This window comes from Marcopretia estuarina LEGE 06307 (genome assembly GCF_056633115.1).
Genome location: NZ_JBSJOY010000004.1, coordinates 189,499 through 215,070 on the forward strand (window position 1 = coordinate 189,499; position 25,572 = coordinate 215,070).

Annotated in this window: 30 protein-coding genes; 10 read left to right on the forward strand and 20 right to left on the reverse strand. The window is 57.2% G+C overall.

Going from position 1 to position 25,572, the window contains the following annotated elements; translation table 11 throughout:
- Nucleotides 1-10: 10 nt before the first annotated feature.
- Nucleotides 11-547, reverse strand: coding sequence for a hypothetical protein (locus ACWJI3_RS10690; protein ID WP_255141658.1), 537 nt, complete (start codon nucleotides 545-547; stop codon nucleotides 11-13).
- A gap of 28 nt (nucleotides 548-575) precedes the next feature.
- On the reverse strand, nucleotides 576-989 hold the full coding sequence (locus ACWJI3_RS10695) for an NIL domain-containing protein (protein ID WP_094513552.1): 414 nt from the start codon (nucleotides 987-989) through the stop codon (nucleotides 576-578).
- A 104-nt stretch (nucleotides 990-1,093) separates the two neighbouring features.
- On the opposite strand from ACWJI3_RS10695, the gene ACWJI3_RS10700 reads away from it, so the two are divergent.
- Together ACWJI3_RS10700 and thyX are read left to right on the forward strand one after the other, a co-directional pair.
- Nucleotides 1,094-1,660, forward strand: coding sequence for a thioredoxin domain-containing protein (locus ACWJI3_RS10700; protein WP_480203661.1), 567 nt, complete (start codon nucleotides 1,094-1,096; stop codon nucleotides 1,658-1,660).
- Between the two features lie 29 nt (nucleotides 1,661-1,689).
- Complete coding sequence (thyX, locus tag ACWJI3_RS10705; protein WP_480203662.1) at nucleotides 1,690-2,415, forward strand: FAD-dependent thymidylate synthase; 726 nt, start codon at nucleotides 1,690-1,692, stop codon at nucleotides 2,413-2,415.
- Nucleotides 2,416-2,502: 87 nt separating this feature from the next.
- Here the strand turns inward: thyX and ACWJI3_RS10710 are convergent, their stop codons facing one another.
- The gene (locus ACWJI3_RS10710; RefSeq protein ID WP_480203663.1) at nucleotides 2,503-3,768 is read right to left on the reverse strand and encodes a glycosyltransferase; all 1,266 of its coding nucleotides are present in this window, start codon (nucleotides 3,766-3,768) and stop codon (nucleotides 2,503-2,505) included.
- A 379-nt stretch (nucleotides 3,769-4,147) separates the two neighbouring features.
- Here ACWJI3_RS10710 and ACWJI3_RS10715 point away from each other — a divergent pair, with 379 nt between their 5' ends.
- The gene (locus ACWJI3_RS10715) at nucleotides 4,148-4,495 is read left to right on the forward strand and encodes a hypothetical protein (protein WP_480203664.1); all 348 of its coding nucleotides are present in this window, start codon (nucleotides 4,148-4,150) and stop codon (nucleotides 4,493-4,495) included.
- A 225-nt stretch (nucleotides 4,496-4,720) separates the two neighbouring features.
- Here the strand turns inward: ACWJI3_RS10715 and ACWJI3_RS10720 are convergent, their stop codons facing one another.
- The 3 genes from ACWJI3_RS10720 to ACWJI3_RS10730 form a co-directional block, all read right to left on the reverse strand.
- The gene (locus tag ACWJI3_RS10720) at nucleotides 4,721-5,212 is read right to left on the reverse strand and encodes a hypothetical protein (protein WP_480203665.1); all 492 of its coding nucleotides are present in this window, start codon (nucleotides 5,210-5,212) and stop codon (nucleotides 4,721-4,723) included.
- A 130-nt stretch (nucleotides 5,213-5,342) separates the two neighbouring features.
- Nucleotides 5,343-6,392, reverse strand: a complete 1,050-nt coding sequence (locus tag ACWJI3_RS10725) for a hypothetical protein (protein ID WP_480203666.1) — start codon at nucleotides 6,390-6,392, stop codon at nucleotides 5,343-5,345.
- Between the two features lie 228 nt (nucleotides 6,393-6,620).
- Nucleotides 6,621-6,821: a hypothetical protein gene (locus tag ACWJI3_RS10730; RefSeq protein WP_480203772.1), complete on the reverse strand. Its 201-nt coding sequence runs from the start codon at nucleotides 6,819-6,821 to the stop codon at nucleotides 6,621-6,623.
- On the opposite strand from ACWJI3_RS10730, the gene ACWJI3_RS10735 reads away from it, so the two are divergent.
- Nucleotides 6,750-6,902: a hypothetical protein gene (locus tag ACWJI3_RS10735; RefSeq protein ID WP_480203785.1), complete on the forward strand. Its 153-nt coding sequence runs from the start codon at nucleotides 6,750-6,752 to the stop codon at nucleotides 6,900-6,902. The two genes, ACWJI3_RS10730 and ACWJI3_RS10735, sit on opposite strands and share 72 nt — an antisense overlap.
- 1,701 nt (nucleotides 6,903-8,603) lie before the next feature.
- Here ACWJI3_RS10735 and ACWJI3_RS10740 read toward each other — a convergent pair.
- The 7 genes from ACWJI3_RS10740 to ACWJI3_RS10770 form a co-directional block, all read right to left on the reverse strand.
- Nucleotides 8,604-10,127 (reverse strand): IS1182 family transposase, encoded by a 1,524-nt coding sequence (locus ACWJI3_RS10740; RefSeq protein ID WP_480203667.1) that lies wholly within the window; start codon nucleotides 10,125-10,127, stop codon nucleotides 8,604-8,606.
- Between the two features lie 425 nt (nucleotides 10,128-10,552).
- Nucleotides 10,553-11,260: a macro domain-containing protein gene (locus ACWJI3_RS10745; protein WP_480203668.1), complete on the reverse strand. Its 708-nt coding sequence runs from the start codon at nucleotides 11,258-11,260 to the stop codon at nucleotides 10,553-10,555.
- Nucleotide 11,261: 1 nt separating this feature from the next.
- Nucleotides 11,262-12,083, reverse strand: coding sequence for a DUF4433 domain-containing protein (locus tag ACWJI3_RS10750; protein WP_480203669.1), 822 nt, complete (start codon nucleotides 12,081-12,083; stop codon nucleotides 11,262-11,264).
- 178 nt (nucleotides 12,084-12,261) lie between these two features.
- The gene (locus tag ACWJI3_RS10755) at nucleotides 12,262-12,966 is read right to left on the reverse strand and encodes a hypothetical protein (protein ID WP_480203670.1); all 705 of its coding nucleotides are present in this window, start codon (nucleotides 12,964-12,966) and stop codon (nucleotides 12,262-12,264) included.
- Between the two features lie 199 nt (nucleotides 12,967-13,165).
- Complete coding sequence (locus ACWJI3_RS10760; RefSeq protein WP_480203671.1) at nucleotides 13,166-13,837, reverse strand: EcsC family protein; 672 nt, start codon at nucleotides 13,835-13,837, stop codon at nucleotides 13,166-13,168.
- A 124-nt stretch (nucleotides 13,838-13,961) separates the two neighbouring features.
- Nucleotides 13,962-14,612 (reverse strand): hypothetical protein, encoded by a 651-nt coding sequence (locus ACWJI3_RS10765; RefSeq protein ID WP_480203672.1) that lies wholly within the window; start codon nucleotides 14,610-14,612, stop codon nucleotides 13,962-13,964.
- Nucleotides 14,613-14,894: 282 nt separating this feature from the next.
- Nucleotides 14,895-15,581 (reverse strand): hypothetical protein, encoded by a 687-nt coding sequence (locus tag ACWJI3_RS10770; RefSeq protein ID WP_480203673.1) that lies wholly within the window; start codon nucleotides 15,579-15,581, stop codon nucleotides 14,895-14,897.
- Nucleotides 15,582-15,942: 361 nt separating this feature from the next.
- Between ACWJI3_RS10770 and ACWJI3_RS10775 the strand changes: the two genes are divergently transcribed.
- Complete coding sequence (locus tag ACWJI3_RS10775) at nucleotides 15,943-16,422, forward strand: hypothetical protein (protein WP_480203674.1); 480 nt, start codon at nucleotides 15,943-15,945, stop codon at nucleotides 16,420-16,422.
- Nucleotides 16,423-16,671: 249 nt separating this feature from the next.
- Here the strand turns inward: ACWJI3_RS10775 and ACWJI3_RS10780 are convergent, their stop codons facing one another.
- The gene (locus ACWJI3_RS10780) at nucleotides 16,672-17,301 is read right to left on the reverse strand and encodes a hypothetical protein (RefSeq protein ID WP_480203675.1); all 630 of its coding nucleotides are present in this window, start codon (nucleotides 17,299-17,301) and stop codon (nucleotides 16,672-16,674) included.
- Nucleotides 17,302-17,671: 370 nt separating this feature from the next.
- Between ACWJI3_RS10780 and ACWJI3_RS10785 the strand changes: the two genes are divergently transcribed.
- Nucleotides 17,672-18,295, forward strand: a complete 624-nt coding sequence (locus tag ACWJI3_RS10785) for a hypothetical protein (protein ID WP_480203676.1) — start codon at nucleotides 17,672-17,674, stop codon at nucleotides 18,293-18,295.
- A 137-nt stretch (nucleotides 18,296-18,432) separates the two neighbouring features.
- On the forward strand, nucleotides 18,433-19,080 hold the full coding sequence (locus tag ACWJI3_RS10790; protein WP_480203677.1) for a cell division protein SepF: 648 nt from the start codon (nucleotides 18,433-18,435) through the stop codon (nucleotides 19,078-19,080).
- 723 nt (nucleotides 19,081-19,803) lie between these two features.
- Here ACWJI3_RS10790 and dcd read toward each other — a convergent pair.
- Together dcd and ACWJI3_RS10800 are read right to left on the reverse strand one after the other, a co-directional pair.
- Nucleotides 19,804-20,397: a dCTP deaminase gene (gene dcd / locus ACWJI3_RS10795; RefSeq protein ID WP_094513575.1), complete on the reverse strand. Its 594-nt coding sequence runs from the start codon at nucleotides 20,395-20,397 to the stop codon at nucleotides 19,804-19,806.
- 4 nt (nucleotides 20,398-20,401) lie between these two features.
- Nucleotides 20,402-20,950, reverse strand: a complete 549-nt coding sequence (locus ACWJI3_RS10800; protein WP_480203773.1) for a cob(I)yrinic acid a,c-diamide adenosyltransferase — start codon at nucleotides 20,948-20,950, stop codon at nucleotides 20,402-20,404.
- Nucleotides 20,951-21,301: 351 nt separating this feature from the next.
- On the opposite strand from ACWJI3_RS10800, the gene ntcA reads away from it, so the two are divergent.
- Genes ntcA through ACWJI3_RS10815 form a run of 3 tightly spaced genes read left to right on the forward strand, consistent with a single transcriptional unit; the run spans nucleotide 21,302 to nucleotide 23,813 of the window.
- Nucleotides 21,302-22,030 carry a global nitrogen regulator NtcA gene (gene ntcA / locus ACWJI3_RS10805; RefSeq protein WP_094513583.1) on the forward strand — a complete coding sequence of 243 codons (729 nt, stop codon included), beginning with the start codon at nucleotides 21,302-21,304 and terminating at the stop codon, nucleotides 22,028-22,030.
- Between the two features lie 38 nt (nucleotides 22,031-22,068).
- Complete coding sequence (locus ACWJI3_RS10810; protein WP_094513586.1) at nucleotides 22,069-23,304, forward strand: DUF3084 domain-containing protein; 1,236 nt, start codon at nucleotides 22,069-22,071, stop codon at nucleotides 23,302-23,304.
- Nucleotides 23,301-23,813 (forward strand): RuvC family protein, encoded by a 513-nt coding sequence (locus ACWJI3_RS10815; RefSeq protein WP_480203678.1) that lies wholly within the window; start codon nucleotides 23,301-23,303, stop codon nucleotides 23,811-23,813. The genes ACWJI3_RS10810 and ACWJI3_RS10815 overlap by 4 nt, the downstream gene beginning before the upstream one ends.
- Here ACWJI3_RS10815 and ACWJI3_RS10820 read toward each other — a convergent pair.
- The 4 genes from ACWJI3_RS10820 to psbH all read right to left on the reverse strand — a co-directional run bounded on the left by ACWJI3_RS10820 (nucleotide 23,810) and on the right by psbH (nucleotide 25,500).
- A complete protein-coding gene (locus ACWJI3_RS10820) occupies nucleotides 23,810-24,067 on the reverse strand; it encodes a DUF3146 family protein (protein WP_094513590.1) in 258 nt (85 codons plus the stop codon). The genes ACWJI3_RS10815 and ACWJI3_RS10820 overlap by 4 nt on opposite strands.
- A gap of 82 nt (nucleotides 24,068-24,149) precedes the next feature.
- Nucleotides 24,150-24,791 (reverse strand): aminoacyl-tRNA hydrolase, encoded by a 642-nt coding sequence (gene pth / locus ACWJI3_RS10825; protein WP_094513593.1) that lies wholly within the window; start codon nucleotides 24,789-24,791, stop codon nucleotides 24,150-24,152.
- A gap of 54 nt (nucleotides 24,792-24,845) precedes the next feature.
- Nucleotides 24,846-25,196, reverse strand: coding sequence for a TatA/E family twin arginine-targeting protein translocase (locus ACWJI3_RS10830; RefSeq protein WP_480203679.1), 351 nt, complete (start codon nucleotides 25,194-25,196; stop codon nucleotides 24,846-24,848).
- A gap of 103 nt (nucleotides 25,197-25,299) precedes the next feature.
- Nucleotides 25,300-25,500: a photosystem II reaction center phosphoprotein PsbH gene (gene psbH / locus ACWJI3_RS10835; protein ID WP_071800830.1), complete on the reverse strand. Its 201-nt coding sequence runs from the start codon at nucleotides 25,498-25,500 to the stop codon at nucleotides 25,300-25,302.
- Nucleotides 25,501-25,572: the final 72 nt, after the last annotated feature.

The following is a 25,572-nucleotide window of genomic DNA, read 5'->3' on the forward strand; positions in this document are numbered from 1 at the left end:
ATCAGCTCACTCACACCTGCAGCGGCCGCCAGATCCCCTCGAGGAACAGCCAGCGGCCCAGGCCGATGCCCACCAGCACGTAGAGGCTGAGCACCAGGGCCAGCTGCGGCGGCGGGGGCACCACCCGGATGCGGGCGAGGTCGAGGCGGGCCAGGAACACCGAGGAGCCGAGGATCATCACCTCGGCCACCAGGCGGCCCAGATCGATCATGTAGATGGCGAGCACGCTCACCACCAGCAGCGAGAACACCAGCGTGAACACCTTGCTGGCGTTCATCAGCCGCGACACCTGGGCCAGCAGGTAGCCGGGCATGGTGCAGAGCACCACCACCATCAGCGAGTGAAGGCACTCCACCGACCAGAACAGCTGCTGGTGGCGCGGCAGGGCGAGGAGTGACACCGCTTCGTGCGGGTAGACCAGCACCCACTGCATGCCGAGGTAGGCGCTCACCGCCAGCAGCACCACCAGGAACGGAGCACGCACGGGCAGCAGCGTGAGCCGCAGCAGTGCCCGCACCGGGCCGTTACGCGGTTGGGCCTTCACCATGGCCGGCGGCGGCGGTGGGGAGGTGCCGTCATCGGGGCTCCAGCACCAGCGCGATCGCTTCGAGCGGACAGCTGGGGATGCACTGTTCGCAGACCAGGCAGCGTTGGGCATCGAAGCTAAGCCGCCAATCGGGTGGCGCACTGCTAAGGGCGCCACTGGGGCAGACGCTGGAGCAGATGCCGCAGTCGACGCAGCGGGCCGGGTCGATGCGGATCTCCCCGGGGGCGCGATCGAGCGAGAGGCCCAGGCTTTCCAGCCACAGCTCGGCGGCGTCGAGCTCGTCGATGTCGCCGGAGAGCTCCACCACCATGGTGCCGCTCTGGTTGGGGGCCACCTGGGCGCGCAGGATCTTGGCGGCGATGTCGAAATCCACCGCCAGGCGGTAGGTGATCGGCTGATGCACCGCCTGGCGAGGGAAGTGAAGGGTGAGGCGGCGCTTCAACGGAGGGGAGGGCGCTGCGAAACCCCATGCTGACGCAGGCAGCCCCGGCCTGCAGCGCGTAGCTGCCAGAGTGCCCCAGCCCGAGGCGAGCCATCCACGCCCCGATGACCGAACCGCCCATCGACCCCATTTCCTCACCACCACTGGGGCGCCGCGAACGCATGGTGCTGGCCGGCCTGGCCGCCCTGCTGGCACTGGTGCTGTTCTTCGCGCGCGGCTGGCTGCAACCTCAGGCGCCGCTGGAGCAGCTGGCGCGGCGGTCGCTGGAGCTGCCGGTGGCGCTGGCGAATGGACGGCCCACGATCCTGGAGTTCTACGCCGATTGGTGTGAGTCGTGCCGGACGATGGCGCCAGCGATGGAGGCGGTGGAAAGCCAGAACCGCGGGAAGCTGAATGTGGTGCTGCTGAATGTGGACAATCCCCGCTGGGGCCCGGAGCTGGATCGTTTTGAGGTGAACGGCATCCCACAGCTGGAGCTGTTCAACCGCAAGGGCCAACCGATCGGCCGCTCGCTGGGCCTGCGCAGCCCGGCGGAACTGGCCGCGATCACGATCTCCCTGCTCGACGGCAAACCGTTGCCGCGCCTGGCCGGCGTCGGCAAGAGCAGTGGACTGGAGCAGGGACCGCAAAGCAGCGACCCCGCCGCCGTCGGCCCTCGCAGCCACGGCTGACGACACACCCACCCTCACCGAGCCCGCCCATGGATCCCCGCTTCCGGGTTGAGCTGATCGCCGCCACCCCGAACCCGCAGCAGTGCGTGTACGCCGGCATGCATCAGGACTACAGCGAGGGCTTCGTGGCCGCCGACCGCGCCGACTGGCCGGATGAAACCAAGGCCGGTGAGATCTGCGTGAAGCGCCTGCTGGCCGGCGAACGCGGCCACTACGGCCCACTCGAGCACGCCCAGATTGTGCTGAACGTGGGCTGGTTCCCCCATTCGGTGATGCAACAGGCGCGCACCCATCGCGTGGGCGTGAGCTTTGATGTGCAGTCGATGAGATACACGGGCGACAGGATTCGCAAGGCCGCCAATGGTGAAATAGACCTGGAAGAAGTGTTCTACCTGCGGCCCGTGGGCGCCTATAGCGATAGGCAAGGCAAGAAATACATCTACGACGAAACGCAGCGGGCCATCGACCTGGAGCTGTGCCGCGCCGCAGCGGCGCGTTACCGCGACCTGCTGGATGCCGGCTACGCGGAAGAGCACGCCCGCGGCATCCTGCCGTTCGACTACCGCCAGCACTTCGTGGTGAGCTTCACGCTGCGCGCCTTCCTGCACTTCCTTGATCTACGGGCGAAGCTTGATGCTCAGCAGGAGATCCGCGAACTCTGCGATCTGATGTGGCCCCATCTGCAGGGCTGGGTGCCGCAGTTTGCGGAGTGGTACGAGAAGAGCCGGCTGCATAAGGCGCGGTTGGCGCCTTGAGGACGAAAGTCTGACGTGGACGAAAAGCCTGAGGCACACCAAGGAGCCAAGGGCTTAGCGAGACAGGCCATCCACATGCTCGACGTCTTACCCAGCCCTCTCAAACCACCGCTCGATCAAGTCAACGGCCATTGCGATTCCATCCTCCGCCCGAATCCGCTCACCGAGCGTGGTTGCCTTGGCGCGGATCGTGTCATCACTCACAACAACCTCGATGGCCTCACTCAGACGTTCAACAGTGAGCTTGCGCCGAGGGACGCACGTCGGCCCGACTCCCAGGTCGCTGACACGCCTGGCCCAGAAGCTCTGATCGCCCAGCACAGGCGTGACGATGGACGGCACGCCAGCCGACAAGGCTGCGGCTGTGGTGCCGGCGCCGCCGTGGTGCACGATGGCCGCCATGCGCGGGAACAACCAAGCGTGTGGGATTGACCCCACCATGTAAACGGAATCGGGCAGATCGTTCGTTGTGAGCCCGCCCCAACCGGAGGAGAGAACACCACGCTGGCCGGTCCGCTGCAGCGACTCCAGCACCAGCTCTGCCGTCGCCTCCGGGTTCCTGCTTCCCATGCTTCCGAACCCCACGTACACCGGAGCTGGCCCCCCTTCCAGGAAGGCCACCAGCTCTTCCGGCGGATGCCAATCCTCTGAAGGTTCAAGGAACCAATAGCCCGTGACATGGTTCCGGGAGGACCAATCCTGCGGCACCGGGATCACGTGCGCGCTGTATCCATACAGGCACAGGTGGCCCGCGCCCGCCAGCGCAGCGAACGGCCCCCAGAAGCCCGACGGCTTGAGCCCCAGAACCTTCACCCGAACGATCGCGTCCGCCGACCGCGACGATTGCCACAGCATCTGCTGGGTGACGCGATGGGACGCAGCGTTCGCCCAGGACGTGAGCGGCGTCTGAGGGACTGGCATGAGCACGCCAGGAAACGCGCTGGTTGGCGAAAACGGGTAGAGGTAGGCCTGCACGAACGGAACAGCAAGCTTCTCTGCGAGCGCCTGTGCAACGAACAGCCCGCCCAGGCCACTGACGATCACGTCGACGCCTTCGCAGGCGGCCAGACCATTCGTGGCCGCCTGGACCGCCACCCGTTCTGCCGACACCCCCATCGCGGCCATGATCTTCAGAACGTTGCCCGCTTCCAGGAGGTCATGCATCTCGCTGGCGATCGCCTCGGTGCTCACCCCCGTGTCGCAGAACTCCAGCCCATGAGCGCGGACGAGCTCGCCGAAGTCGCTGGATGTGACAACGCGAACGGAATGCCCCGCCTGCTTGAGCCCCACTCCGAGCGCAACGTGCGGTTGCACGTCGCCACGACTACCCAGCGCAATGATGGCGATTCGCACGTGTCCTCAATCCCGTGGTTGGTCTTTCCAACGCTAAAGATCAGCAGCGCACCTGAGCGCCTAGTCGAGCATAGATTCTGCGTTCCCGCCGTTTAAATCTGGATGCCAGAAGGGCATTACCCTATACAGAGACAGGCGATGACGCCCTTGACTTGCGGACAGAGAAACACGCCTCCAACTAACAACAAGGACGTGCTAGGTTGCCAAGGATAGTAGTTCTATTTCCATTCAAAAGTTGACTAAATTCCCCGCACCGCCCCCACCGCATCCTCCATCGAGTGACAACTCAGGCCACCAACCCCATCGGCTGGGCAAGCATAAGCCGCTGCTTGGCATTATTGGCCTAGTTGCACTGCTAGCAATTACTGTTCATGCTTGCGTGACAGATCAGAAGAAAAAAGAGATTCAACGCGCTGTTGCGAGAATGGACAAACTCGAAACAGATTGGAATTCTGATCTTCAGATTGCTACTGCGACTAGCAGGATTGCCCTTGCGGGGCCAGTAATGAAGCTACGCGAGCGAGAGGAGGAATTAGCCAGCAGGGAAGTCCCAGAGTGCCTTTCCAAGGCAAAGACCGCATTCTTGGCTCACATGCGTGCATCCATACAAGCCTTTACGTCGTTCATGGCAGACCGAGAATATACATCATCGGCTCACATGCTTGAAGCAGCAAAGCAAATTGAGACCTACAATAAGTCAAAGGTCCAGTGTGAGAAGCTTCTATAGCACAATGAATTAATGCCTCCTAAGGTCCGCGCCTCTACATGCTGAATGAGTCCACAATTCCTATGCCACGAGAAAGACTAGATTGAGCATAGATCGGTCACTAGAATCACGTCTTGCTCCTTCTAGCGCTTCCCCTGAGTGGCAGGCAGAGAGCCCGGGGCGGGGCAGCAGAGTGCTAGTGGGGGCCTGTCCACTCGAGGGGCCTGTAGGCATCATTAGCACAGCTTAGTGCTGGGTCTGATCGTTAAATGCTCCTGGAAATAACTCACTCTCTGGCACTCTATTTCTAGGTGATTCAGAACGCTTCCAGCGGCCATACCTGAAATCGTTTTCGACTCGTGAAACTAATGCCCATAGCTCGGTGCCATCTGCAGCCATGAATCGGACTGCTCCAGAGCGAACCAGTAACCGACGAAGCTCATTTGACTCAAATCCTCCAAGGTGGTGCTGGATCATCGGGAACGAGCGATATGGAAATTCAGAGAGGGAAAGCATGCCTATAATTGCCTTTTCTACAGATGTTTCGGTTGCATACTCTGCCATTAGCTTCTCCCGTTGTGCGATGATTTCTTCCTCAAACTTCCTTCGCTGAAAGCTAAGCTCTGCAGCCAGTTTCTTCCTTTGCTCGCGAGCGGCAAGGACAGCGCCAAAGATGGATGCACCGGCCGCAATAGCTGGTATTAACAATAAAATCCAAGCTGGCGTTGATGTGTTCATTGTTTAGTCTGTTGCATAACGCCAAGATCAGCGGCGGAAGAATCCTATACGCTCAACACGAATCTTTGGCTCCGGCCACTGCATCTTGATGTTGGGTGACATTCGCTTCCAGACTAGCTGCGGCCAATGACTAATGATTAACAAGCTTGTTTATCTTGCACAAAGACTCATCTGAGTATTCAACCTCAACCAAGCCGCTGTCAGGTAAAACTTGTATTCGCACACTCTTAGGATCACCCTTCTCTATCATAACTTGGAGAGGCGTGTCACTGCTCTCTCGAATAAAGTAGTGCAAAACAAAAAATGGATTGAAATTGACAACAGCAGCTGGTACTTCGGCTTGCGATGATTCTAATACATCGGCAACAGAAAACTGGGATAGCTGCCACTCGCTAGAATCACTTGACCTACTGAGCCTGCTTATCATCAGAAGATTTCGATGAAGATAGTTGAACGCTAGAATTGGACCGATCAGCTCAGGCCCTTTCTCGCTCAACTTCCAACAAACGAATGTTAGTGGAACTTTCGCGATCCGCTTACATGGATCAAGGCATATGATCTCAAAGCCTCCACCATAGGAAAAGTTGTGATTATCTTCTGAGACAATCTCAGAAAAGAGGGCATAGCCGATACGGGCAATAAGCTCTGCCATCCAGTTCTCAAACTCAGTAACCGATCCGTCAGAGCTTTTTACTCTGAAATCAAGACATTCGAGGAAATGATATTGTCCGCTGCCGGCATATTTGATCTTGGTATCTTTATCCAAGATTGTTTCGCCGGTGAGATAGTCTTGGATAAATTGATGGATTTGATCAGTCTGGCTGTCATAATGTGCGCCAAAGAAAATAAGGCTTACCGAGTCAAGCTCATAAGTGGTCAAGCCGGAGTTGCATATTAGTCGAAGAATTTCTTCACTTGAATAAGGCGGACTCAACTCTTTGGAGATTCTCCGAATCAAGTGTTGTGCAACAACCTTTGATCCTGACCATGCTACAGCCAAGCTATCGTTTACGCACACTACTTTTTGGCACAGACCGACTAGATGCAATGGAGTGGCTGGCTGATCCTCGTGAAATCGTGTTGGCAACTCGATTGGGTCAACCCTTTCAATTCCAGAGAGGAGGAGATCTCCGACGAGAAGCCAATACCCTTTGTGCTGGAATGAAGCGATGATCGTCATGGCTGATTTTGACCCAAGAGTGCTGGCTTGCAATGATACCTAGGTAGTCTTCATTATCGCCCAACGCCCCAGATCAGAAGCGGGCCAGGCCTCACTGGCATCATAAACATTTTATGATCCCGTCTTCTGCATCTGGATGTTGGGCAGGCATTCGCTTGTCAAGAAGATAACCTTCAAGTCAGGAACTGGGCGACTGGAACTAGGCCATGATGGTCACTCTTCTGACTGTTAACTGCAGGGCATCCAGAGAGAGCCCATTGCATGAACCCTTGTGCATCCGAGTTCTATGGCTTTCTTCAAGGCAGTCTCTCTGCTGAGGTAGGCGTATAGATTCCGGCCACTCTGATCATTGTGGTGATGAGTCTGTCCGCCATGGTCCCCTACGCGGAAGGGACCCATACCCTCCATGCCAACCCACCACACACCCATCACATTCACAGCAGCGATAAGGATGCCCATGCCCACCACGGAGGCATTGATCACTCCTATGGCCACGGCGCCGATGCTTAACACCCCCATAGGTACGAGGAGGCCGATGCTTGCGACGCTCATGGGGACAATACCGATCTAAAATGAACTGATTGGAGACCAAATCTCTGCAAATCAGACAAGCATCCGATGAAATTGATCTGGTATTCCATCCTGCTGCAATTCCCACCAATCTCACCGATAGCTGCATGGACTGCCACAGTGAGCTAATTCGTTGATGGCGACATGCTCCGAATCGAAGAAGCTGGCACGAAGATTACGGTCTGAGTGGCCTGCATCGATGCCCCTGAGATGGCATAGGCTACATATGTCAACCAATCCCGCGCCTACCTGTAAACTCTCTTGAGGCTCTTGTCTCCGGTGACGCTCCTCCCCTAGACGACTGGCAGCTATGGCAGCACCTTGGCGAAGATATTGGGGAAGTGAACCTGAACCTGGCGATGGTGGAGGCCAGCGAGGCGTTTTCCTACCGGCAGTAACTACAGCAGTGCAAGACAAAGGAGTATCTCGATGCTGAGTACGGGGCCTCCAGGAATCGCTTTGGGGTCTGGTCTGTACCAAGGGGGATTCCGAGGACTTGGGATTTCCGTCGGGCCCAGCGCTTCAGTGGATGATTCAGCACGGCCAGCCCCTCAGTGGCCCCGCGAGATCGCACTCTTGGTGACTGGCTTGAAGCTTGGGGAGGATTCAGCGAAACGCAGACAAGCCATACTCCTCTTGCAAAATAGATTTGGCCTCATCATTGTTGACAACAGACAGCAGAAGAGACTATAGAGTCTGACCCATTTTCGCCGGAGTCACCATGCTATGTGCCTCGCGCCTCCATCGGAAACCAGATGGGGCCTAATCTCAGTGAAGGTCCTTAGTCTATAAAATCGTTGAATCCACAATTCGGTGATCGTTATCCCCCTGCTCTTCATCAAGTTTTCGTTGACAAGCCAAACTATAATCGCGCCAACACAACTTAAAGACCCAGCAGCTATTGAAATGCCAAGCCTAGCTAGCGGCCTCTTTTTTTCATACAAGACACACTCCCTCCCCTTGTCTGACTTAATGTAATCTAATGCTTGCTGGCGCAATCGCGGCAGCTCTGCAACTTTAGATATCTTGTAATCACCAAAATCGGCGCTATCTAAAGCGTACTTTTTCCAGTGAATCCATTCTTGGACCTTTGTTTGTATTTTAATATTTCTAGCAATGAGTGAGCCCGTGCTAATGCTGGCTCCTTGGGAAAAAAAGCAGCACTCATAGATGCAGCTACTAGAGTGCACCCTGTCCCCACAAGGTCCGATGAGCTTGATGGACTAACCAAAACCTCTGCTTTCTCAGCAAGAAACATAATGATTATATCGTCGAGTGATAGTGATTCTGGGACGATCAGGCCAACTCTCTGAAGAGCCTTGACTTCTATCGGAGAAAGAGAGGAATTCAAATGCATTGTCGAGGCGGGACAATTGCCAAATCTATGCAGCTTAGGATACTGTTGACGCGCGTCAAGCTTGCCGGCAACCGCAGCCTCCGCCTTGGTGTTGAACGTCGCCTTCTTCGCCCCCTGGTCGGTTTGCTGTGCGCAGGCGGGTCCGGCACAAAACACGCCCAGGAGGCCATCAACGGTTGCGAGCTAGGAGCATGTCGCAGGTTGCGTCCAGGCCAGAGCGTTGTGGTTGAGCCCCTGTGATTCAGGGATGCCTGATCACAGCTCTGGCAAACTAAACCAAATCCTCAGGCCGGGGCCATCGATGCCCGGAACAGCTTGAGCAAGTTGTGCGTGGTGGCCATCAGCGCCCATTCTCCGTTCACCTTCTCCAGGCCCCGCAATCGGAAGCGATCCAGGCCCCTGGCGCCCTTGATCTGACCAAACACCGGCTCCACAATCGTTTTGCGCAGGGCGTAGACCGCCTGGCCGGCCTTGGACCGCAGCTTGCGATCCATCCGGTCCCTGGCATCGAGATCTCTGGGGGCGCGGCCCCGTAATGGTCTGGGCCTGTGGCCGTGCTGCTGCCGGCTGGTTGAGATGTAGGCCGCCAGTCCCTTCTCCTCGCAGGCCTCCAGGTTGGCGGCGCTGCAGTAGCCCGCGTCCGCAATCAAGGCATCGGGCAACCGGCCGGTATTGGCCTGAATCCGCTCCAGCATGGGCAACAGGTGCACCGCATCGCTGGGCTGGTTGCTCACGCCGATGGCCACGATCACCTGGTGATCACCATCCACGGCAGCCTGGGCGTTGTAGCCCTGAATCCAGCCGCCAGAGCCTTTGAGGATGTGGCTGCCTGGATCGGTGAAGTTCCGCTGCGCGCTGGGCCTGGGTTTGCCGGCTGCATCGGTGGGGAGCTGTCGGCACGGCATCGCCAGAGAATCACGATCGGCCGTCAGGGCAGGAGATTCCAGGCCTGCGGCCAAGGCTGTCTCGATCGCCAGCGTCTGGGAATCCTCCGTTCGTTTGCGGGCACCACGGCTGCGGCGTGCGGCCCGCTTGCTGCGCTGTTCGTCGCGACTGGCCTCGGCGTCCGCAGCCTGCTGCTCGGCTGCCTCGGCTTGTTCTTCCCGTTGACGGGCCTTGGCGGCGGCAGCATCCGCTTCCAGCTCCGCCTTGGCCTTGCGGATCCACTCCAACCGGCTGGCGCGGCGCTGCAGCTCTTCCGGCAGTTCATCGCCGCGTTTGCCCTGGCCGTGCCGCCCGTCCTCCTGGGCATCGATCAGCTCCGCCTTGCGCAACAGCGCCCGCATCTCGCCTTCCAGCTGCTTCTCGCTTTTCAGCATCCGCTCGTGGCTCAGGGCCTTGTGCTTGCTGGCATTGGCTTTCACCTTGGTGCCATCCAGTGCCACCTGGCGCAGGCTCACCAGTCCCGCCTTCTGGCAGAGCCGCAGCACCTGAACGAAGAGACCCGCCAGAGCATCAAGGTGGCGGCGGCGAAAGGCGCTGATGCGGCTGTGGTCCGGCTGCTGGTTACCGGTGAGCACCCGGAAGGCCGCGTCATCCCAGCAGGCCTTCTCGATCCTGCGGGAGCTGGACAGCCCGACGCAGTAGGCGTACAGGAGCAGCACCACCATCATCCGTGGGCCGTAGGCCTTCTCACCCCGGGGATCCTTCTGGCGGTAAACGGCGTGAATCGTCTTGAGATCGAGCTCAGCGGCCAGATCCAGCAGCAAAAACACCAGGTGGTTCTCCGGCAGCCACTCCACCGGTGACGTCGGCAGGAGCAGGGTCTGCTCGAGGTTCCAGGGGCGGAAGGACTTGGGTTGGACCATGCCCCATCCTCTCGCCCAGACCAATCGCAGTCACTGGGATCTGGGCAGATTCAGGGGCGCCTGTGGAGAGGATGCGGGCGGATCTATGCGCGACACGCTCCTAGGCGAATACCTGTCATTGACGTGTAATGGGAGATGGGCCCACTCGTTCCTTTTTTTGCAGAGCGAGGTATGGTCTCGATGTTTCGAAGTGCCAATTTACCAATGACTTAATGCTCTCCTTGTCCGTCCAACGCTCAAGATCAGCGGCGGGCATTAGATCTATGCATAAACAGCCAAGCATCGGTCCCCGCCTGCTGGATCTTGATGCTAGACCCCCATGCGTAGACCATAATGACGAAGAAGACAAAGCGCAACGTAGACGCAAAGGAGATACGCCTTCAGTTGATCTGATTTAGTCGAAATCCGCACAACATGCTAAAATCCTATAGTTCCAACCAGGGTTGAACAATCGTACTATTACCATGCTTGCGATCTTGGGTGGCAAATCTGAACAGTCGCTCCAGGGTAGTTGATCCTATGCCCTTAATCGATGCAAGACGACCAAGTTGAGTAATTGATGGATTCTGAAGAGCGTCAACCACAGCCCTAACGTGATTAGCTCTTAGGCCGGTTTTTGCTTTGATCTCTTCGGCTGTCATTTTCAGAAGAATGCTCTTAAAGTTAACATATAGATCATCTACAGCCGCTGGATCATAATGATAGATTTCGACTGGTATCCTGCATCTTGAGAGATATGAAGTCATGATTTCTTCTGATCTGCTCGAATTGATGCCTCCATGCTGAGCGCCCAAGAGCGGGAACGCGACTGATGTGATATTCTTGTCTTCATATGTATCAAGAAATCTTCTGAGCCCTGCATGAAGATACTCCTCCTTGCTTGGATTCTTCCAATGTTTCTTTGTTGGGAAATTCAGAATCCATCGCTCTGGATACTTAAAGAGCCATAGCTTTCCGATGTCGAGCAATTTCTTTTCGCAAATCTGAACATACTTTGCATTCATTTCAGGGTACCTAAGCTTGCACTCAAGGGCAAGTCCCGCACCCATAACACCTACACAATTAACAGTATTGACTACAGTTTGGCACTTGCTGCCAAAGATGTTGCCCTTAATTACTTTCAAGGTACTCATGTCAGAAGTAAAGACCTCTGTCCACAACAGAGTTGATTCGGGTTAATGTCGCAATCTGCGTCTGAGTCACAGTATTGCTACAAGCAATCATCTGTATAAATGAGGACTCAACGTGCGAATATACAAGAACTTCGGCGCACTTGCGACGCTTGCCATCCTCATAGTCGGACCAGAATCTCGCACGCAGGACATCTCTTGAACCAGATAGAACAGTTTCATCGTCGGAAAACAGCGTAGCATTAGAAGCCGCATTCCCATCTGTAAACAGATGAGGGTGGTTGCTGAGTACTTGAGTTGAAACAGCTAGCATTATGATATTGTCTTGAATTTCCCTCCTTCTATATAGCATTGGATTTCTAGGGCTCAGATAGAATGGCACATAATCATGAATGCTCCTATTATAGATCGGCTCAATTCTTTCGCGTCTAGCCTGAACAGAAGAATCAGATATATCTGCAATTACAACTCGATTTCTGGTTAGAACTGATTTGGCCAGCATTCCGCTCTTGAGAATCGATGCCAGTTTTTGTATATGTGTCATGTGATATAGATACTCAAACTCTCCAAGGATTAACCGGCGTGGCTTTTCATGAGCCAAAGATAAATGATAGTGATCGGCAATTCGAGAATCTCTTGTCCCGTCATCCCATTGGATAAGGGCGTCGAATCCCGATACAAAAAAGCGTGCGGTAAGCTTAACTATCCTGCCTGCCTTTAGCTTTCGGCTTTGGCCGCGCCCTGCGATGCCATGGTAGGAGTCGTTCTGCGTAGCGCCGTAGCGAGTCTCAATAACAGAGTCTCCAACCTGAAATTGACACGCCATAGTGGAACTGATGAATCAAAGTGCGGGGCTTGGGCTTTGCAAGAAGTCAGGGATGAGAATGTAGTTGAAGAATTTGGTGAGTCTAACGCTGCCCCTGAGTAGCAGGCACAGAGCCTGGGGTGGCGAAGCTGAAGGCTTGTGGTGGCCTGTCCACTCGAGGGGCGTGTTAGCGGGATTTTTAGGCTATGTCCTGAAACAATTCAGAGACTCGTGACGTGATTTCTGAAGTCGCTCCTGACAGTATCGGTCCCAAATACTCAGAGATGGTTCCTGCCATCTCCTCGCCAGCACTGTCAGCAAACCTTCCGCCAAGCTTTACCAAGACACCTTTGATAACACCACCGAATGTGCCATCGGGTGCGCCAGCCGCGACCAAGGCGGCCTTGACTGCCATCTGGTTTGCTGACGGCACGCAATCAACGACTAAGGCATTGAATGCATCCTTACTCAGCCTGACAAGGCTTGGCGAAAATGACCCATCCGTAGCGAAACCCAATCGCTGAAGCTTGTCTTTCAAATGGTCAAGAACAAGTGGGTTCTCAATCTCTAGGCAGAATAGATCTCCCTGCTTCAAAACATGAGGCCTAATCAGAGATCCCCTGAGGAGTTCGTCTAGTTGTGTCTTCCCAAGGCGACGCAGATCTCGTTCATAGACCAAGCTTCGCGCCTTTGATCGAGAGACTCTCAGCAACTGAATTAACCTATAAAGGCTTGGCTCTGAGTCGAGGTAGCCAATCCGAACCAAGCCCTCTAGAATTAGCAGATCAATCTCTCTTTTTGGGAGAGCGCCAAATGCAGGCTTGGCATACTCGGACAAGATGTACTCCAATGTAGCCCGACATGCTGCATCGTCTGCGTCAGCGATCGCCTCTTGAATTGTCATGATGACTGGGTACACCTTGGCAAGACCATTAGAAATCTAGCGACCATGGATCTCTACGTCTACAAACGGCGTACGCCATTTCCGCTAACGCTGCCCCTGAGTGGCAGGCAGGAAGCTTGTGTTGGCGAAGCATAGAGCCATTGGTGGCCTGTCCACTCAAGGGGCTTGTTATACTGATTGTCCACAACCTGCTATGTGGCTATTGCCCTGCTTGCCAGGTTCTGAAGTACTCATCCTTAAAAGAAGATCTCATCTTCTTGGCCGCATTGCCAGCAAAGCCATAGTTAATACTTGCTCCAGCTACGGCGCCGACAACTGGAATAAACTTTGCAGCCTGCTTCGTGGTAATGGTTGCGCCAAGCTTCGTCGCCACTAGAATAACAAGCTTAAGAATGTAGTTGCTATATGCACCTCTCTTTCCGGCAATAGCCGCGGCCCTTGCGAGCTGCTGACGGATCGCCGCCTGGGCGACACTATCAAAGCCCAATGCGCAGAGGTATATCTCTACGGTTCTCTCCCGCTGCAGCGTGTTGGAGACGTCAAACCCATTAAGCACAGCCAGCCTCTGATTTAGTCGATACAATTGTGCAGCCATGTTGGCGATATCCACCCCACCAAGAGTTATTGCCGTGGCAACACCTCCGGATCCAGCCGTGGCTCCACTAATTGCGCTATACCTTGAGGCCAAGCCAGAGTATTGGAGCATAATATCTTCGATACGCCAATAGTTCTTGGCCTGCTCCCTGAAGTCTTCAATTGAATCAACTTGGAGGCCCGCTGAGCGAGCGTCTCCAATGACGTCCTCTGGTTTTATGTCAATTACAATTTCCTTGAGCTTGCGAATTGCACTACGCGGGTCAAAGGGATCCATAAGCGCGGCGAGAGCTATTCAACAAAGCATACATCTGTATAGCGCTCCAGATCAGAAGCGGGCATGAATCTCGGCGGAGAAATCAGCCTTTGCTCCCGTCTTCTGTATCTGGATGTTAGGTGGGTCATGCTTGTTGACTTGCTCTACCCACAATTCTGAGGATTCCCTTGTGGTTGAATCGCGGTTGACGAATCCGGTATGAAATCTCATATAGCCATGGCATCCAGAAGCTAAGCGATGCATGTATCGCGACCAAGTCGCGCCGTTGAATCAGAGACCACTCTGGATGTGAGTGCGCATAGATTAATGTCTTGTCTTTTGGATGGATAGTTGCTGAACCGTCCTCGTGCTTCTCGAAGATCGCTTCATGATAATGAGGCACCTGATGAATTAGCCGATTTCGTAATCGGAAAATTCTAAATAAAAGCAACACCCGCTCGTTCTTCCGATCCACTTCTAGCCTAAATTCTGAGATTAGCGGTATTAGCAGTCCCAGCTTCTCCTCGATCCTCAAGCGAAGGTAAGGACTGGCATAAGCCTCATAATTGTCTCCAAGAAGGCGGCGAAAGTGCCGGATGTATGCGTGATTAAGTCTGTACTCAATTGCCGCACAGACTGATACTACATAGGCAGGCAGCAAAGGATGTTCATCAATCGGCGTACTATTCGGCTGTCTTATCAGCGAAAGAAGCTGATCAGCGGCAACTCGTGTGTTTGGGGATTCCTTTTGCATGTGGACTTCAACTTGATAACCTTTTGAAACGGGCTTAATCATGTTGACGAGCCTTTGGAAAAGCAGATCTACTGAGGTTACAGCTGTGGCCGAAAATGATGATCGTTCATCAGCCTGTGTCACAGGATGGCTACAGCTTCTAGCAGTTGCAGTTCGAGCCCTGCCCTGCGACCACTAAATTAAAATAATCTAACACAGAAACGTTGGGTGGATTCATGCACGCGTCGTACTTCCATGCCACCTAACGCCAAGAGCAGAAGCGGGCAGGGAAATACGACCAAGAATCATCCTCTGCTCCCGTCTTCTGCATCTTGCTGTTAGCAATCACCTTCTCGCCTCAGCAATTTTTGTTTTCCACGTGTTGAGCCATTCTGCAGATTCAGATTCGCTCTTGAGCGCATAGATGTCTAATGGAAAGTCTGTTTTCTGCTCTCTCGATTGATGAGTCCAAAGACTTGTGCCTGCATCTTCTGAAAGATGGATCTCAGATCCTCCAGAGACAAGAACGTAGTATAGGTTCTCTTGCTTCAACGCATCAAGGTAGTGCATCCGCATCAAGGTCACGGGTTCGGATATGTCTACGTCGTTACCGAGGATAGGCTGAGCCCACCGCAGGAGCTGAAAGTACATTTCATTGTTTCGGTGTCCTTTTACGGTGGTTAGGAGCCCGCGTGTGCGACCTGTCGGGTACTCTGCAACGTAGTAGCCGATTAGGGGCTGTTCGAAGGCTACTTTTCTGCCCACTCGGAACTCGATCCAGCTGAGACGGGAGATCTCGAAGTTGTAGATCGGTCCGCCATCCGAGGTCACCTCAATGCGTCTGTCGGTGTACTTGTCGCTGTCGACTTTCTCAAGTAAGGCCCGCACTTCAATTTGGGGCATCAAAGCGACGATAGCTGCCTTGGCTTGCAGATCAGCTGCTCGGTATTGAGCAACGCTCGCAACAACGCTTCCCGTCGTCAGCACAACGCCGAGAATTGAAATGATCGTAGCGAATCGCTCTGATTTCATAGTGATTGCTAACGCTCAAGATCAGAAGCGGGCAGCTCCTCTTGGTGATGAAAGAGTATACCTGCGCCCGTCTTCTGCATCTGGATGTTAGACGAGCTTGCTTGGGTCAATAGCTCTCACCGTATATGGCATGGTCTAACCCATAGCCGCCGCTCCTCCATCAAGCGAAGCCACCCCCCGTACATAACTGGCTACTATGGAATCCAGCCCACCTAGGCACTCCAGCACCGCTCCCACATAACTCTGCTGCTGCGGTCTGGCCTTGCTGGTGGCCACTCTCCTGCCCGGTATGTTAATCCCGATCTGGGTAGAGGAGATGTGGGGAACCCAATAGAATGTTGGCAATTGCAATCGCAATCACATGCAAGAATGCTCTGTTTTTTTGGCTGGAGATGGCAGTGTCTTTGCAGACCCTAGGCGATGCCATGCATACGAAGAACTCCTCAAGTCTTTGGGGCAGATCGACCGGAACTCGCTTTCAGCTCTTCGCTCCGGACAGCCCGCTTCGTTGTTGAGCTGGGTCGATGAGGCGGAATCTGGCGAGAAAAAGTTGGACAGGATGCTGGCACTATACTACTTAACTTACAGGCTATTTGGAGAGCTAGATAATGTTAATGAGCTGCTGAGTGACGCCTTCTCTTATGAAGTCTCTGGCTGGAAAAGCAAGTATGGGGGCATTGCCAGGGAGCTCGTCAATCTTCCGGGGAATTCTAGCAAGGAGGATGTCTGGAGGCTTTTACGAAAATACGATTCAAACAGGATCTCCTGCGTCCTAGAGGCTATCGAGGACTCAGAGATTCCCCTCAGGATTTATAAGATGATCAAAGAATACCTCCCTTGATGCCGCGTTCACGCTGTTAGTTACCGGGATATGTCTGTCCGATGGCTTCAACTACCCCTTGTTCGCTGCGAAAGCCTGCTTGCATCCACTGTGCAGCTCCCCTACCCTCCGGATAAACTGTCCGACTGTTCGACCTAACCTGCCAGTGGAGGGAGTGGCTGCAAGCCCCGACTCAGACAATGTTCGGAGTACCTCAAGCCGGGCCTACAGTTTCTGACGCAGCGGGCAAGGCTGAGTGAGGGATTAGTCCTATGCACGCTGCTGAATGTACATTTGATCTCTTTCAAAGCATGAGAAACGATGGACAGTTGAGACCCTGATAGCGCGGTCAGCCATGACAACGAACTCAATTTCACCACCAATTCCGTCTCGTTCCGCAAGTGGCTTACCGTTGTCATGGCGTTGCTGTTCCAAGACTATTTCGACCATGTAATCAGGAAAGCGAATGTCGTCAGTTGGTTCGATTGAAATGACTGGCTTGAATCCAAGTGCGTCGGGAAGCCTGTCAGGCTCAAACCTCTTCTCCGACCGATATGCATACCCAATGTACCGCTTCTCGGCCGCTGAGTATCCAAAATGGTAGATCGTCACAGTCAATCCGTCCAGTCCGCCCTCTGCGTCGACTGAGGTTCGGAAGATGACGGGAGCAATGGAGTTCAGTTCTTCAATCGATGTGGAGGCCAAGTGAGATCGCAGATACTCAAACCATCCGTTGATGAAGAATCCGTGACCAGTACCAGCAACGAGTAACTCGGACTCATCCATGGCCAGAAACTTCCTTTGAAAGGCGAGTGGCAGGCGATCTTTCGCGCCAATCACCAGTGTGTCCATGGCGATGCAGACCTGGTCAGGCTGAAGCGCGAATACAAGTGCAGTCATGGATTCAGATCAGAGGCCTAACGCTGCCCCTGAGTGGCAGGCAGAAAGCTATTGCTATCGAAGCAGAATCGACGGCGGCCTGTCCACTCCAGGGGCTTGTTCGAAGGTGTCGCATCTTCACTGGCAGCGCTTGCGGATCTTCGCCTCGCCCGCAGAGCTCAAGTCACCTCAGCCACACATCTCACACAGGCGCTCAATCTCAGTCCAAGGGCCGAGACGACCTTCAGAATGGTGTCAAAGCTCGGACTGGGCGAAAACGCAGAAAGATCATGAGCCGTGAAGAAGAATGTTGCTTTTTGGGAAAGCCTCTGTATTGTGGCACAGATAAGCCGCCAGTCGCGCTCCCCTTTCTGATTGATTGGTAGCGTCAATGTATCAAAACATTCGCAAAGCAGATGGGGGTTCCTACAGCGAGGAAGAAATAGTTTCGGGCGAGACATTATCTAGCCCTCCCAATGCAAGTGCACCAGAGAAAGATTGTGAGGCCAGCGACAACCCTGAAGGCGTAGATTGTGATACTGACGAAATTGAATTGGAGATGAAAAAGATGAAGCTAAGGCAAATGAGATTAGAGATCGATCGAGAGGTGTTAAAGCTTGAACAGGATAAAATGTATGCGCAAATTGCCCATGAAAAGGAGATGTTGAGTCTAGAGACTGATAAAGGCAGAGCTCAATTTCAATTATCTTACTATAAAACACAGCAAGACAGGTATTGGCAAGACCTTTTCGATGAAAAGAGAAGTAGACGGAGGCAAGAACGCGTATACTTCTCATTCAGGATGCTAGTCAGTCTGCTACTAGTCATAGCTGGCCTTTGGCTTCTTTCACGCGGAGATAGCCTTGGGGCCTATCTACTTGGAACTGGGGCGGGCTCAGTAGGTCTCCACTCAGCTTCAAATGTTTTTGGCAACAATACTCAGAACATTAGAAAAGAAAGCCATGAATCTACAGATGTTGACAAATCTCTCCCAAGACTAAATGGAGGATCATAAAGATGGCATACCAAATGAGGCGCTTCCTTGAACTTCTAGCATTAAGTAAGCCAACTAGTCCAAAGTTTCTTCTCCAAGCAATTGTTGTATCACTTGTACTCGCTGCAATCGTTAATAGATTCGTCACGACAGGTGTCATGTCCACTGACAAATATGGATCGATTGGTCAGTCTTTACTTTTTGCCGCAGGCGCTTTTACCTCGATATTCATATATCTTCTTGAACAAAGTAAGTCCGAGAAAGTTAGCGCACTTTCCGAGAGTACAGATCAAGGATCTGATTACAAAAGCTTTATTAACTCTTTGTCTAGTCCTTCAAGAAAGACGGATACTAAAAATGGAGAAAGTAGATCTAGTGAAGTTATTTTATTTGAACCGCATTCGTTTGATGAGGTTCCTCCGATTGTATCAAGTATTGACCAAGGAAAGGCAGCGATAGTTAATCTTACATTGATGGAGCCTGATCAGGCTCAACGATCTGTCGACTTTATTGCCGGCGGAACATTTAGTTTAGGTGGTCATCAAGAAAGAGTGGCCGAATCAGTTTTTTTCTTTGCACCCCAAAATATGGAAGTTTCAACCATGAACCATGAGCAGCTTAAGTCGAGTGACTCAGCACAGTATCAAAAGGTTCTTGCTGAGCCGCTGGGAGAAACATTAGATCTTAGTACTGGGTCGCCTACTGAAATCCCAGTCTCGAACAAGGATAATCCTCAGGTCTCTGAAGAAAAGTTAATTGATAGCTCTAGTGAGCCAAATGCAGACTTGGCAAATGATGTGGGGTGACGAATGCAAGACACTCGAAATGTAGATAGCCCACAATATACAGCAAATAGAAAGATCATAATTGTTCTTTTGCGCATTCTGCCTGGCTGTCTTTAATGTCTATCAGGCCCATTCTGTATTCAAGTGTTCCAAAGGCGCCTAAGTCGCCCACATACACTCTTCACCACGCAAAAGGTGATTATCAAGATATGGCCAATATTAAGACGAGCTACTGTGCATCTATTTCCAGCCAACCAGAAATGACTTCTGACCACTCACATGCAACACAATCTCATGCATCATGGCTACGCCTGCTTGCTATTGATGGATCAGAGGCCTTACGAACTGCACTATTAGTGCCGATGTCAGATTTGCCAACCTGCTAATGAAAACTGGTGAATTTCTCGATCCTTCGAACTTGTTATTGGACAGTTCTGCAAACCACACCCCATAGCCGCTCCCCTTCTGCAAACCACAGGAAGAAGGCCTCCACAAGCATCCCGCAAGCCTGATTCTGAAGCGGTTTTGGCCAGCCTGCTGAGAGAAGCCACCGTGGTTCGCGGGTCAGATAACTACTGTGCATGACGATACACAGCCTGCTGGCTTCTTCTGATGGGAAGGCTTCTTGAACCACACGTTTGAAGCGATGGAATCGGTTCAGCTCTCTCACCTTCTAAGCCCATAAACAGAACACACATGCAAGCCATCGACCTGCTCCACAACTCCCCACTCCCCGAATCCCCATCAAACCTTCGCCAACGTCACCCGCTCCGGCTGGTGCTGGTACTTCCCGGCCCGGTCGCTGTAGGTGGTCTGGCAGGGCTCGCCCTCAAAGAACAGCAGCTGGCAGATGCCTTCGCTGGCGTAGATGCGGCAATCGGCGCCGGAGGAGTTGCTGAATTCCAGGGTGAGGTGGCCTTCCCAGCTGGCTTCAGCGGGGGTGGTGTTCACGATGATGCCGAGGCGGGCATAGGTGCTCTTGCCCAGGCAGATCACGGTGATGTTGGCCGGCACCCGCAGCAGCTCCAGGGCCACCCCCAGTCCGTAGGAATGGGCCGGCAGGATGAAGTAGTCGCCGTCGTCGTCGTGGTGCAGGGGCGCCGGCTCCAGGTTGGCCGGATTGAACCGCTTCGGGTTCATCACCGTGCCCGGCACATGCCGGAAGATCAGGAACTCCTTGGGTGAGAGCCGCAGGTCGTAGCCGTAGGAGGAGCAGCCGTAGCTCAGCACCGGCGCTGTGCGGTTCTCGGCATCGAGGTGGCGCACCAGCGTGGCCTGGAACGGTTCGAGCATGCCCGCCGCGGCCTGTTCGTTGATCCAGCGGTCGCACTTGAGCATGGGGTCAGCAGTTGCGGCGGAGCTGGGTCACCTGGTCGGCCATCGCCAGCAGCGCGGGCGGCATCGATGGCCCCGTGAGGATCACATCGAGATGGGCGGGCCGTTGCTCCAACGTGGCCTCCACCTCCGCCGCCGGCAGGTAGCCCAGCGCGATCGCCAGCCCCAGCTCGTCGAGCACCATCAGATCCACCGCCCCATCCAGCAGCTGGCACCGCGTGTAGCCCCACACCTCCAGCACCGCCTCTTGCTCCTGGGCACCGGGCCCCTCGGGCTCCGCGGCGGCCGGTTCGGTCAGGCAGGCGGGCATGGCGGGCCGCAGCCACTGCAGCCGGCCGCATAGCCACAGGCTGCGCTCCAGCCCCTGATCCACGCCGCCCTTGAGGAACTGGCTGATCAGCACCCGGCTGCCCAGCCCCGCGCTGCGCAACGCCTGGCTGAACACGCCGGAGAAACTGCCGCGAAACGGCGCCGTGTGCACCTGCAGCTGGCCTTCGGTCTGGGCGGGGGGCACCAGGGCCAGCGGGCGCGGTGCCACGGGTGCCGTGGGTGCCACAGGGGCTACGGGCGCAGCCGCGGCCGCGCCATGGGGGCGCCCCGGGCCGTGGGAACGGGGGCCACCGGCAGGGCCAGCACCAGAAGGCCCACCACCGCTGGGCATGGAGGGGTTGAGCAGGCTGGCCGTCATCAACACCCCGGTGGATCGCGAAGCCGAATGTAGCGGCGCCAGGCCCCGAAACACCAATCGCACACCACCCCTAGTGTGTAGCCCTGTACTACTTTGCGGAAATCCCGTCGGCACTGGGATTCTGCAGACGGATGTCCACAGGGAACCGTCCAGTTAGTGTGATCGGCTACATGGAGCACGGAAGTCGATCCGTAGCTTCCAACCACTTGTCCAACCGTCATGGTCGGCGCGATGCGCGGATTCAGCCGCACCAGCACCACCCCCGCGCCCGTCACCAGCGGCTTGGCCTCCTCCGCCAGTGGCTCCAGCACCCTGCTGGACGTCATGCGTGGGCTGAGCGGCTGCACCAGCGAAACGGTGGAGCGCGGCAAAACGATCTTTTTCCCCGGCGACCCGGCCGAGCGCGTCTACCTGCTGCGCCGTGGCGCCGTGCGGCTGTCCCGCGTTTATGAGAGCGGCGAGGAGATCACCGTGGCCCTGCTGCGCGAGAACAGCCTCTTCGGCGTGCTCTCCCTGCTCACCGGCCAGCGCTCCGATCGCTTCTATCACGCCGTCGCCTTCACCCGCGTCGAGCTGGTGGCCGCCCCCGCCAGCTCCGTGCGGCGTGCCATCGAGCAGGATGCCAGCGTGGGCCTGCTGCTGCTCCAGGGCCTCTCCTCCCGCATCCTGCAGACGGAGACCATGATCGAGACCCTCACCCACCGGGACATGTCCTCGCGGCTGGTGAGCTTCCTGCTGGTGCTCTGCCGCGATTTCGGTGTCCCCGGCACCGAGGGCATCACCATCGATCTGCGCCTGTCGCACCAGGCGATCGCCGAGGCGATCGGCTCCACCCGCGTCACCATCACCCGCCTGCTCGGCGACCTCCGTCAGGCCGGCCTCGTGCAGGTGGACCGCAAGAAGATCACCGTGTTCGATCCGGTGGCCCTGGCCAAACGCTTCAGCTGAAGGCCCGCGGCCGATACTGGACCCCCTCGCCCTGAATCGTGTCCGGCTGGCTGCTGATCCTGGCCCTGCTGACCCTCGGGGGGGTGCTCGCCACCCTCGGCGATCGCCTCGGCAGCCGCGTCGGCAAGGCCCGGCTCAGCCTCTTCAACCTCCGCCCGCGCAACACCGCGGTGCTGATCACGGTGCTCACCGGCAGCCTGATCAGTGCCGTCTCGCTCGGCCTGATGCTGGCCGTCAGCCAGCGGCTGCGCACCGGCCTGTTCGAGCTCGACAGCCTCGAGCAGAAGCTGCGGGACAGCCGCGACGCCGTCCAACGCAGCGATGCCGCCCTGAAGCGCAGCCTCTCGGCCCAGCGCGACGCCCAGCAGGCGGTGGGCCGGGCCGAACGGGGCCGCCAGCAGGCGCGCCGCCAGCTGGTGGCGGTGGAGCAGCAGGCGGGCCGCCTGCGCCGTGAGCTGCAGCCGCTGCAGAACCAGCAGCAGCAGCTGCTGCGCCAGCGCGATCGGCTCAACAGCGACATCCGCGCCCGCGACCAGGACATCCGCCGCACTGAAGCGGAGCTGGCCCGCGTGAAGGGGCAGATCGCCTCCGGCCAGGCCGAACTCAAAGATCTGGAAACCAAGCTGATCGCCCTGCGCCGCGGCGATGTGGTGATCAGCAGCGGCCAGCCGCTGGCCACGGCCAAGGTGAGCGTTAAGCAGCCGGGCCAGGCCCGTGCCGCCATCGATGCCCTGCTGCGCCAGGCCAACCAGTCGGCCTTTCAGCGGGTGCTGCCGGGGGAACCGGTCAACCGGCCGATCCTGCTGGTGCCCCGCGAAGACATCGCCAAGCTGGAGGCCCTGATCCAGAAAGGTGGCAACTGGGTGGTGAGCATCCTCTCGGCCGCCAACGTGCTGCGCGGCGAGCAGCAGGTGCTCGGCTTCCCCGACCTGCGGCCCAACAAGCAGGTGATCCGCCAAGGCGAGGTGATGGCCACCACGCGGCTGGAAGGCAACGAGATCTCGCCCGAGCAGGTGCGCAACCGGCTCAACCTGCTGCTGGCCGCCTCCTTCGCCAAGGCGCAGCGGCAAGGGTCGCTGGTGGATGGGGTGCAGTTCGATGTGGCCAGCTTCAACCAGCTGGGGCGGGAGCTGAGTGAGCGGCCGGCCGGGCAGGCCGTGAGCCTGGAGGCCGTGGCCGTGCGCGAGGCCGAAACACCCGATCCGGTGGTGCTGGAGATTCGCCGCCTCGATGGCGGCCCCACGCCCCCCTCCTCGCCGAAGCGCCCCTCATGAGCCCCACGCCGGCGGCCGCCGCGTCACCACCACCAGAGCCACCGCCAGAGCCGCAGCCAAAGGCCCTGCCGCTTCCCGCCCATGGCCCCCTCGCCGCTCTCGATCCGGGCCGCTGCAAGTGCGGCCTGGTGCGCTGCGACCCGGCACGGCGGCAGGTGCTGGCCGCCCTGATCCTGGAGCCGGAGCAGGCGCTGGCGCAGTTGCGCGCCTGGCAGGCCGAGGGCGCCGTGGCCGGCGTGGTGCTGGGCGATGGCACCGGCAGCCGCCACTGGAGCCAGCGCCTGGCGCCGCTGCTGCCCCTGCAGCTGGTGGATGAGCGCAGCACCACCCTGGAGGCACGGCGGCGCTTCTGGCAGCTGTTCCCGCCACGCGGCTGGCGGCGCCTGTTGCCCGCAGGCCTGCGCCAGCCGCCCGGCCCCTGGGACGATGTCGTCGCCCAGCTGCTGCTCGAACGCCACCTCGGCCATCCGCTGAAGCGGCCCCCATCCCTGCCGCCGGCCGCCTTCTAGAAGCGCGCCCGCACCGTGAAGGCGTAGTCGCCGCCGGGCTCCAGCTGGTAGTCGGCCTTGAGCAGAAAGCGCAGCAGTGCGTCCTGGATCAGGGCACGACCCAGCGAGGGCTCCACCGTCAGCTCGCCGCGATCGAACGCCCAGCGGAAGGTCCAGGCGAAGCCTCCGGCCACCACCTCGCCCTCCAGCAGCTTCTGGGTGAAGCTCTGGTGCAGCACCCGCAGCTGGGCGGTGGTGGCGGGAAGACGGCTCACGGAGGAAGGAAACGCACGGAGTCAGACGGGAGGCGGAGGCGAAACCATCAACATCAGCCGGGCGGAGGCACCCGGCTCAGCCTCAGGCCGTTGTGGGCTGAAAACTGTTCAGACGATTACCGGCCCGTTCATAGCCCAGCCGCTGGATCACCCCCAGCCCCGCCAGCACCTCGTCGAGCACCGCCTCCACGCAGGCCTGCTCGCTGGGCTCGAAGCGGCCCAGCACGTGCGAAATCGTGCGGGCCTTGCGCGTGACCGGGTCATCGGCCGGGGCGCTGATGCCGATGCGCAGGCGGGGAAACTCTTGGCTGCCGAGATGGCTGATCGTGCTGCGCAGGCCGTTGTGGCCGCCGGCACTGCCGGCCAGGCGCAGCCGCAGGCGACCCAGCGGCAGGTCCATGTCATCGACGAGCACAAGCATCTGGTCAGGACGCAGGCCGAACCAGTCGAGCGTGGCACGGATCGACCGGCCGCTCTCGTTCATGTAGGTGGTGGGCATCAGCAGCCGCAGGCGCTGGGCCCCCTGGCCCACATCCGCCAGCAGGCCCTGCAGGCGCGCATTGGCGCGAAAGCTCACCCGCTCGCGCGCCGCCAGCCGCTCCAGGGCCATGAAGCCCACGTTGTGGCGCGTGCGGGCGTACTTGTCGCCGGGATTGCCCAGGCCCACAACCAGCTGGAGGTCGCCCGTGCGGGCCTCACCGCCCGGCGTGGAAGAGGCGGTCATGGCCGTGGCGGAACGAAGCGGCGGAAGCAGAGTGGCAGAAGCGAGGCGTTGAACTCAGGCGGCCGCCGCAGGCGGTTCGCTGGCAGCAGGGGGTTCAGCCGCTGCGGCGGAGCTGGCTGCTGGAACGGGAGAAGCAGTGGTGATGGCCTGTGCAGGTGCAACAGTCTCAGCGGCGGGGGCGGGAGCCTCTTTGATCGCCACGCTGTTGGCGGTCACCACCGTGTCGGCTTCGGAGTCGATCGCCTTGCGGAACTCCTGCTCGAAGTTGCTGGAGGCCGACTGGAAACCCTTGAGCGTGCGCCCAAGGGTGCGCCCCAGCTCGGGCAAACGCTTCGGGCCGAACACCAGCAGGCCGATGGCCGCGATGACCGCCATTTCCGGCAGCCCGATCCCGAAGATGTTCATGCAGCGGAGCCTGGGTCAGGAACTGAGGCGAAAACAGGCGGCAAAGCGGCAGGCCCGGCAGCCTGTGCCGCCGGACTCTTAGGCCGGAGGATTCAGAGGCAGATCAGCCGAGGCCGTTCCAGTTCACGGTGATGCCGTCGAGCAGCAGCGACTTGTTGTACAGCTGCAGGATCACGAGCAGGAACACCAGGAACAGCACCATGAAGATGCCCATCACCGGCGTGGTGCCCCAACCGGGCACCACCTTGCCGTACTCGGAGTTGAGCGGGCGGAGCAGGTTTCCCAGTGGGGTGCGTTGCGCCATGGCGGGTGAGCCTCTCGGACACATGGATGGGGATCGTTACTGTAAGGGTCGAGGCGGAGACCGGCGCGGTCA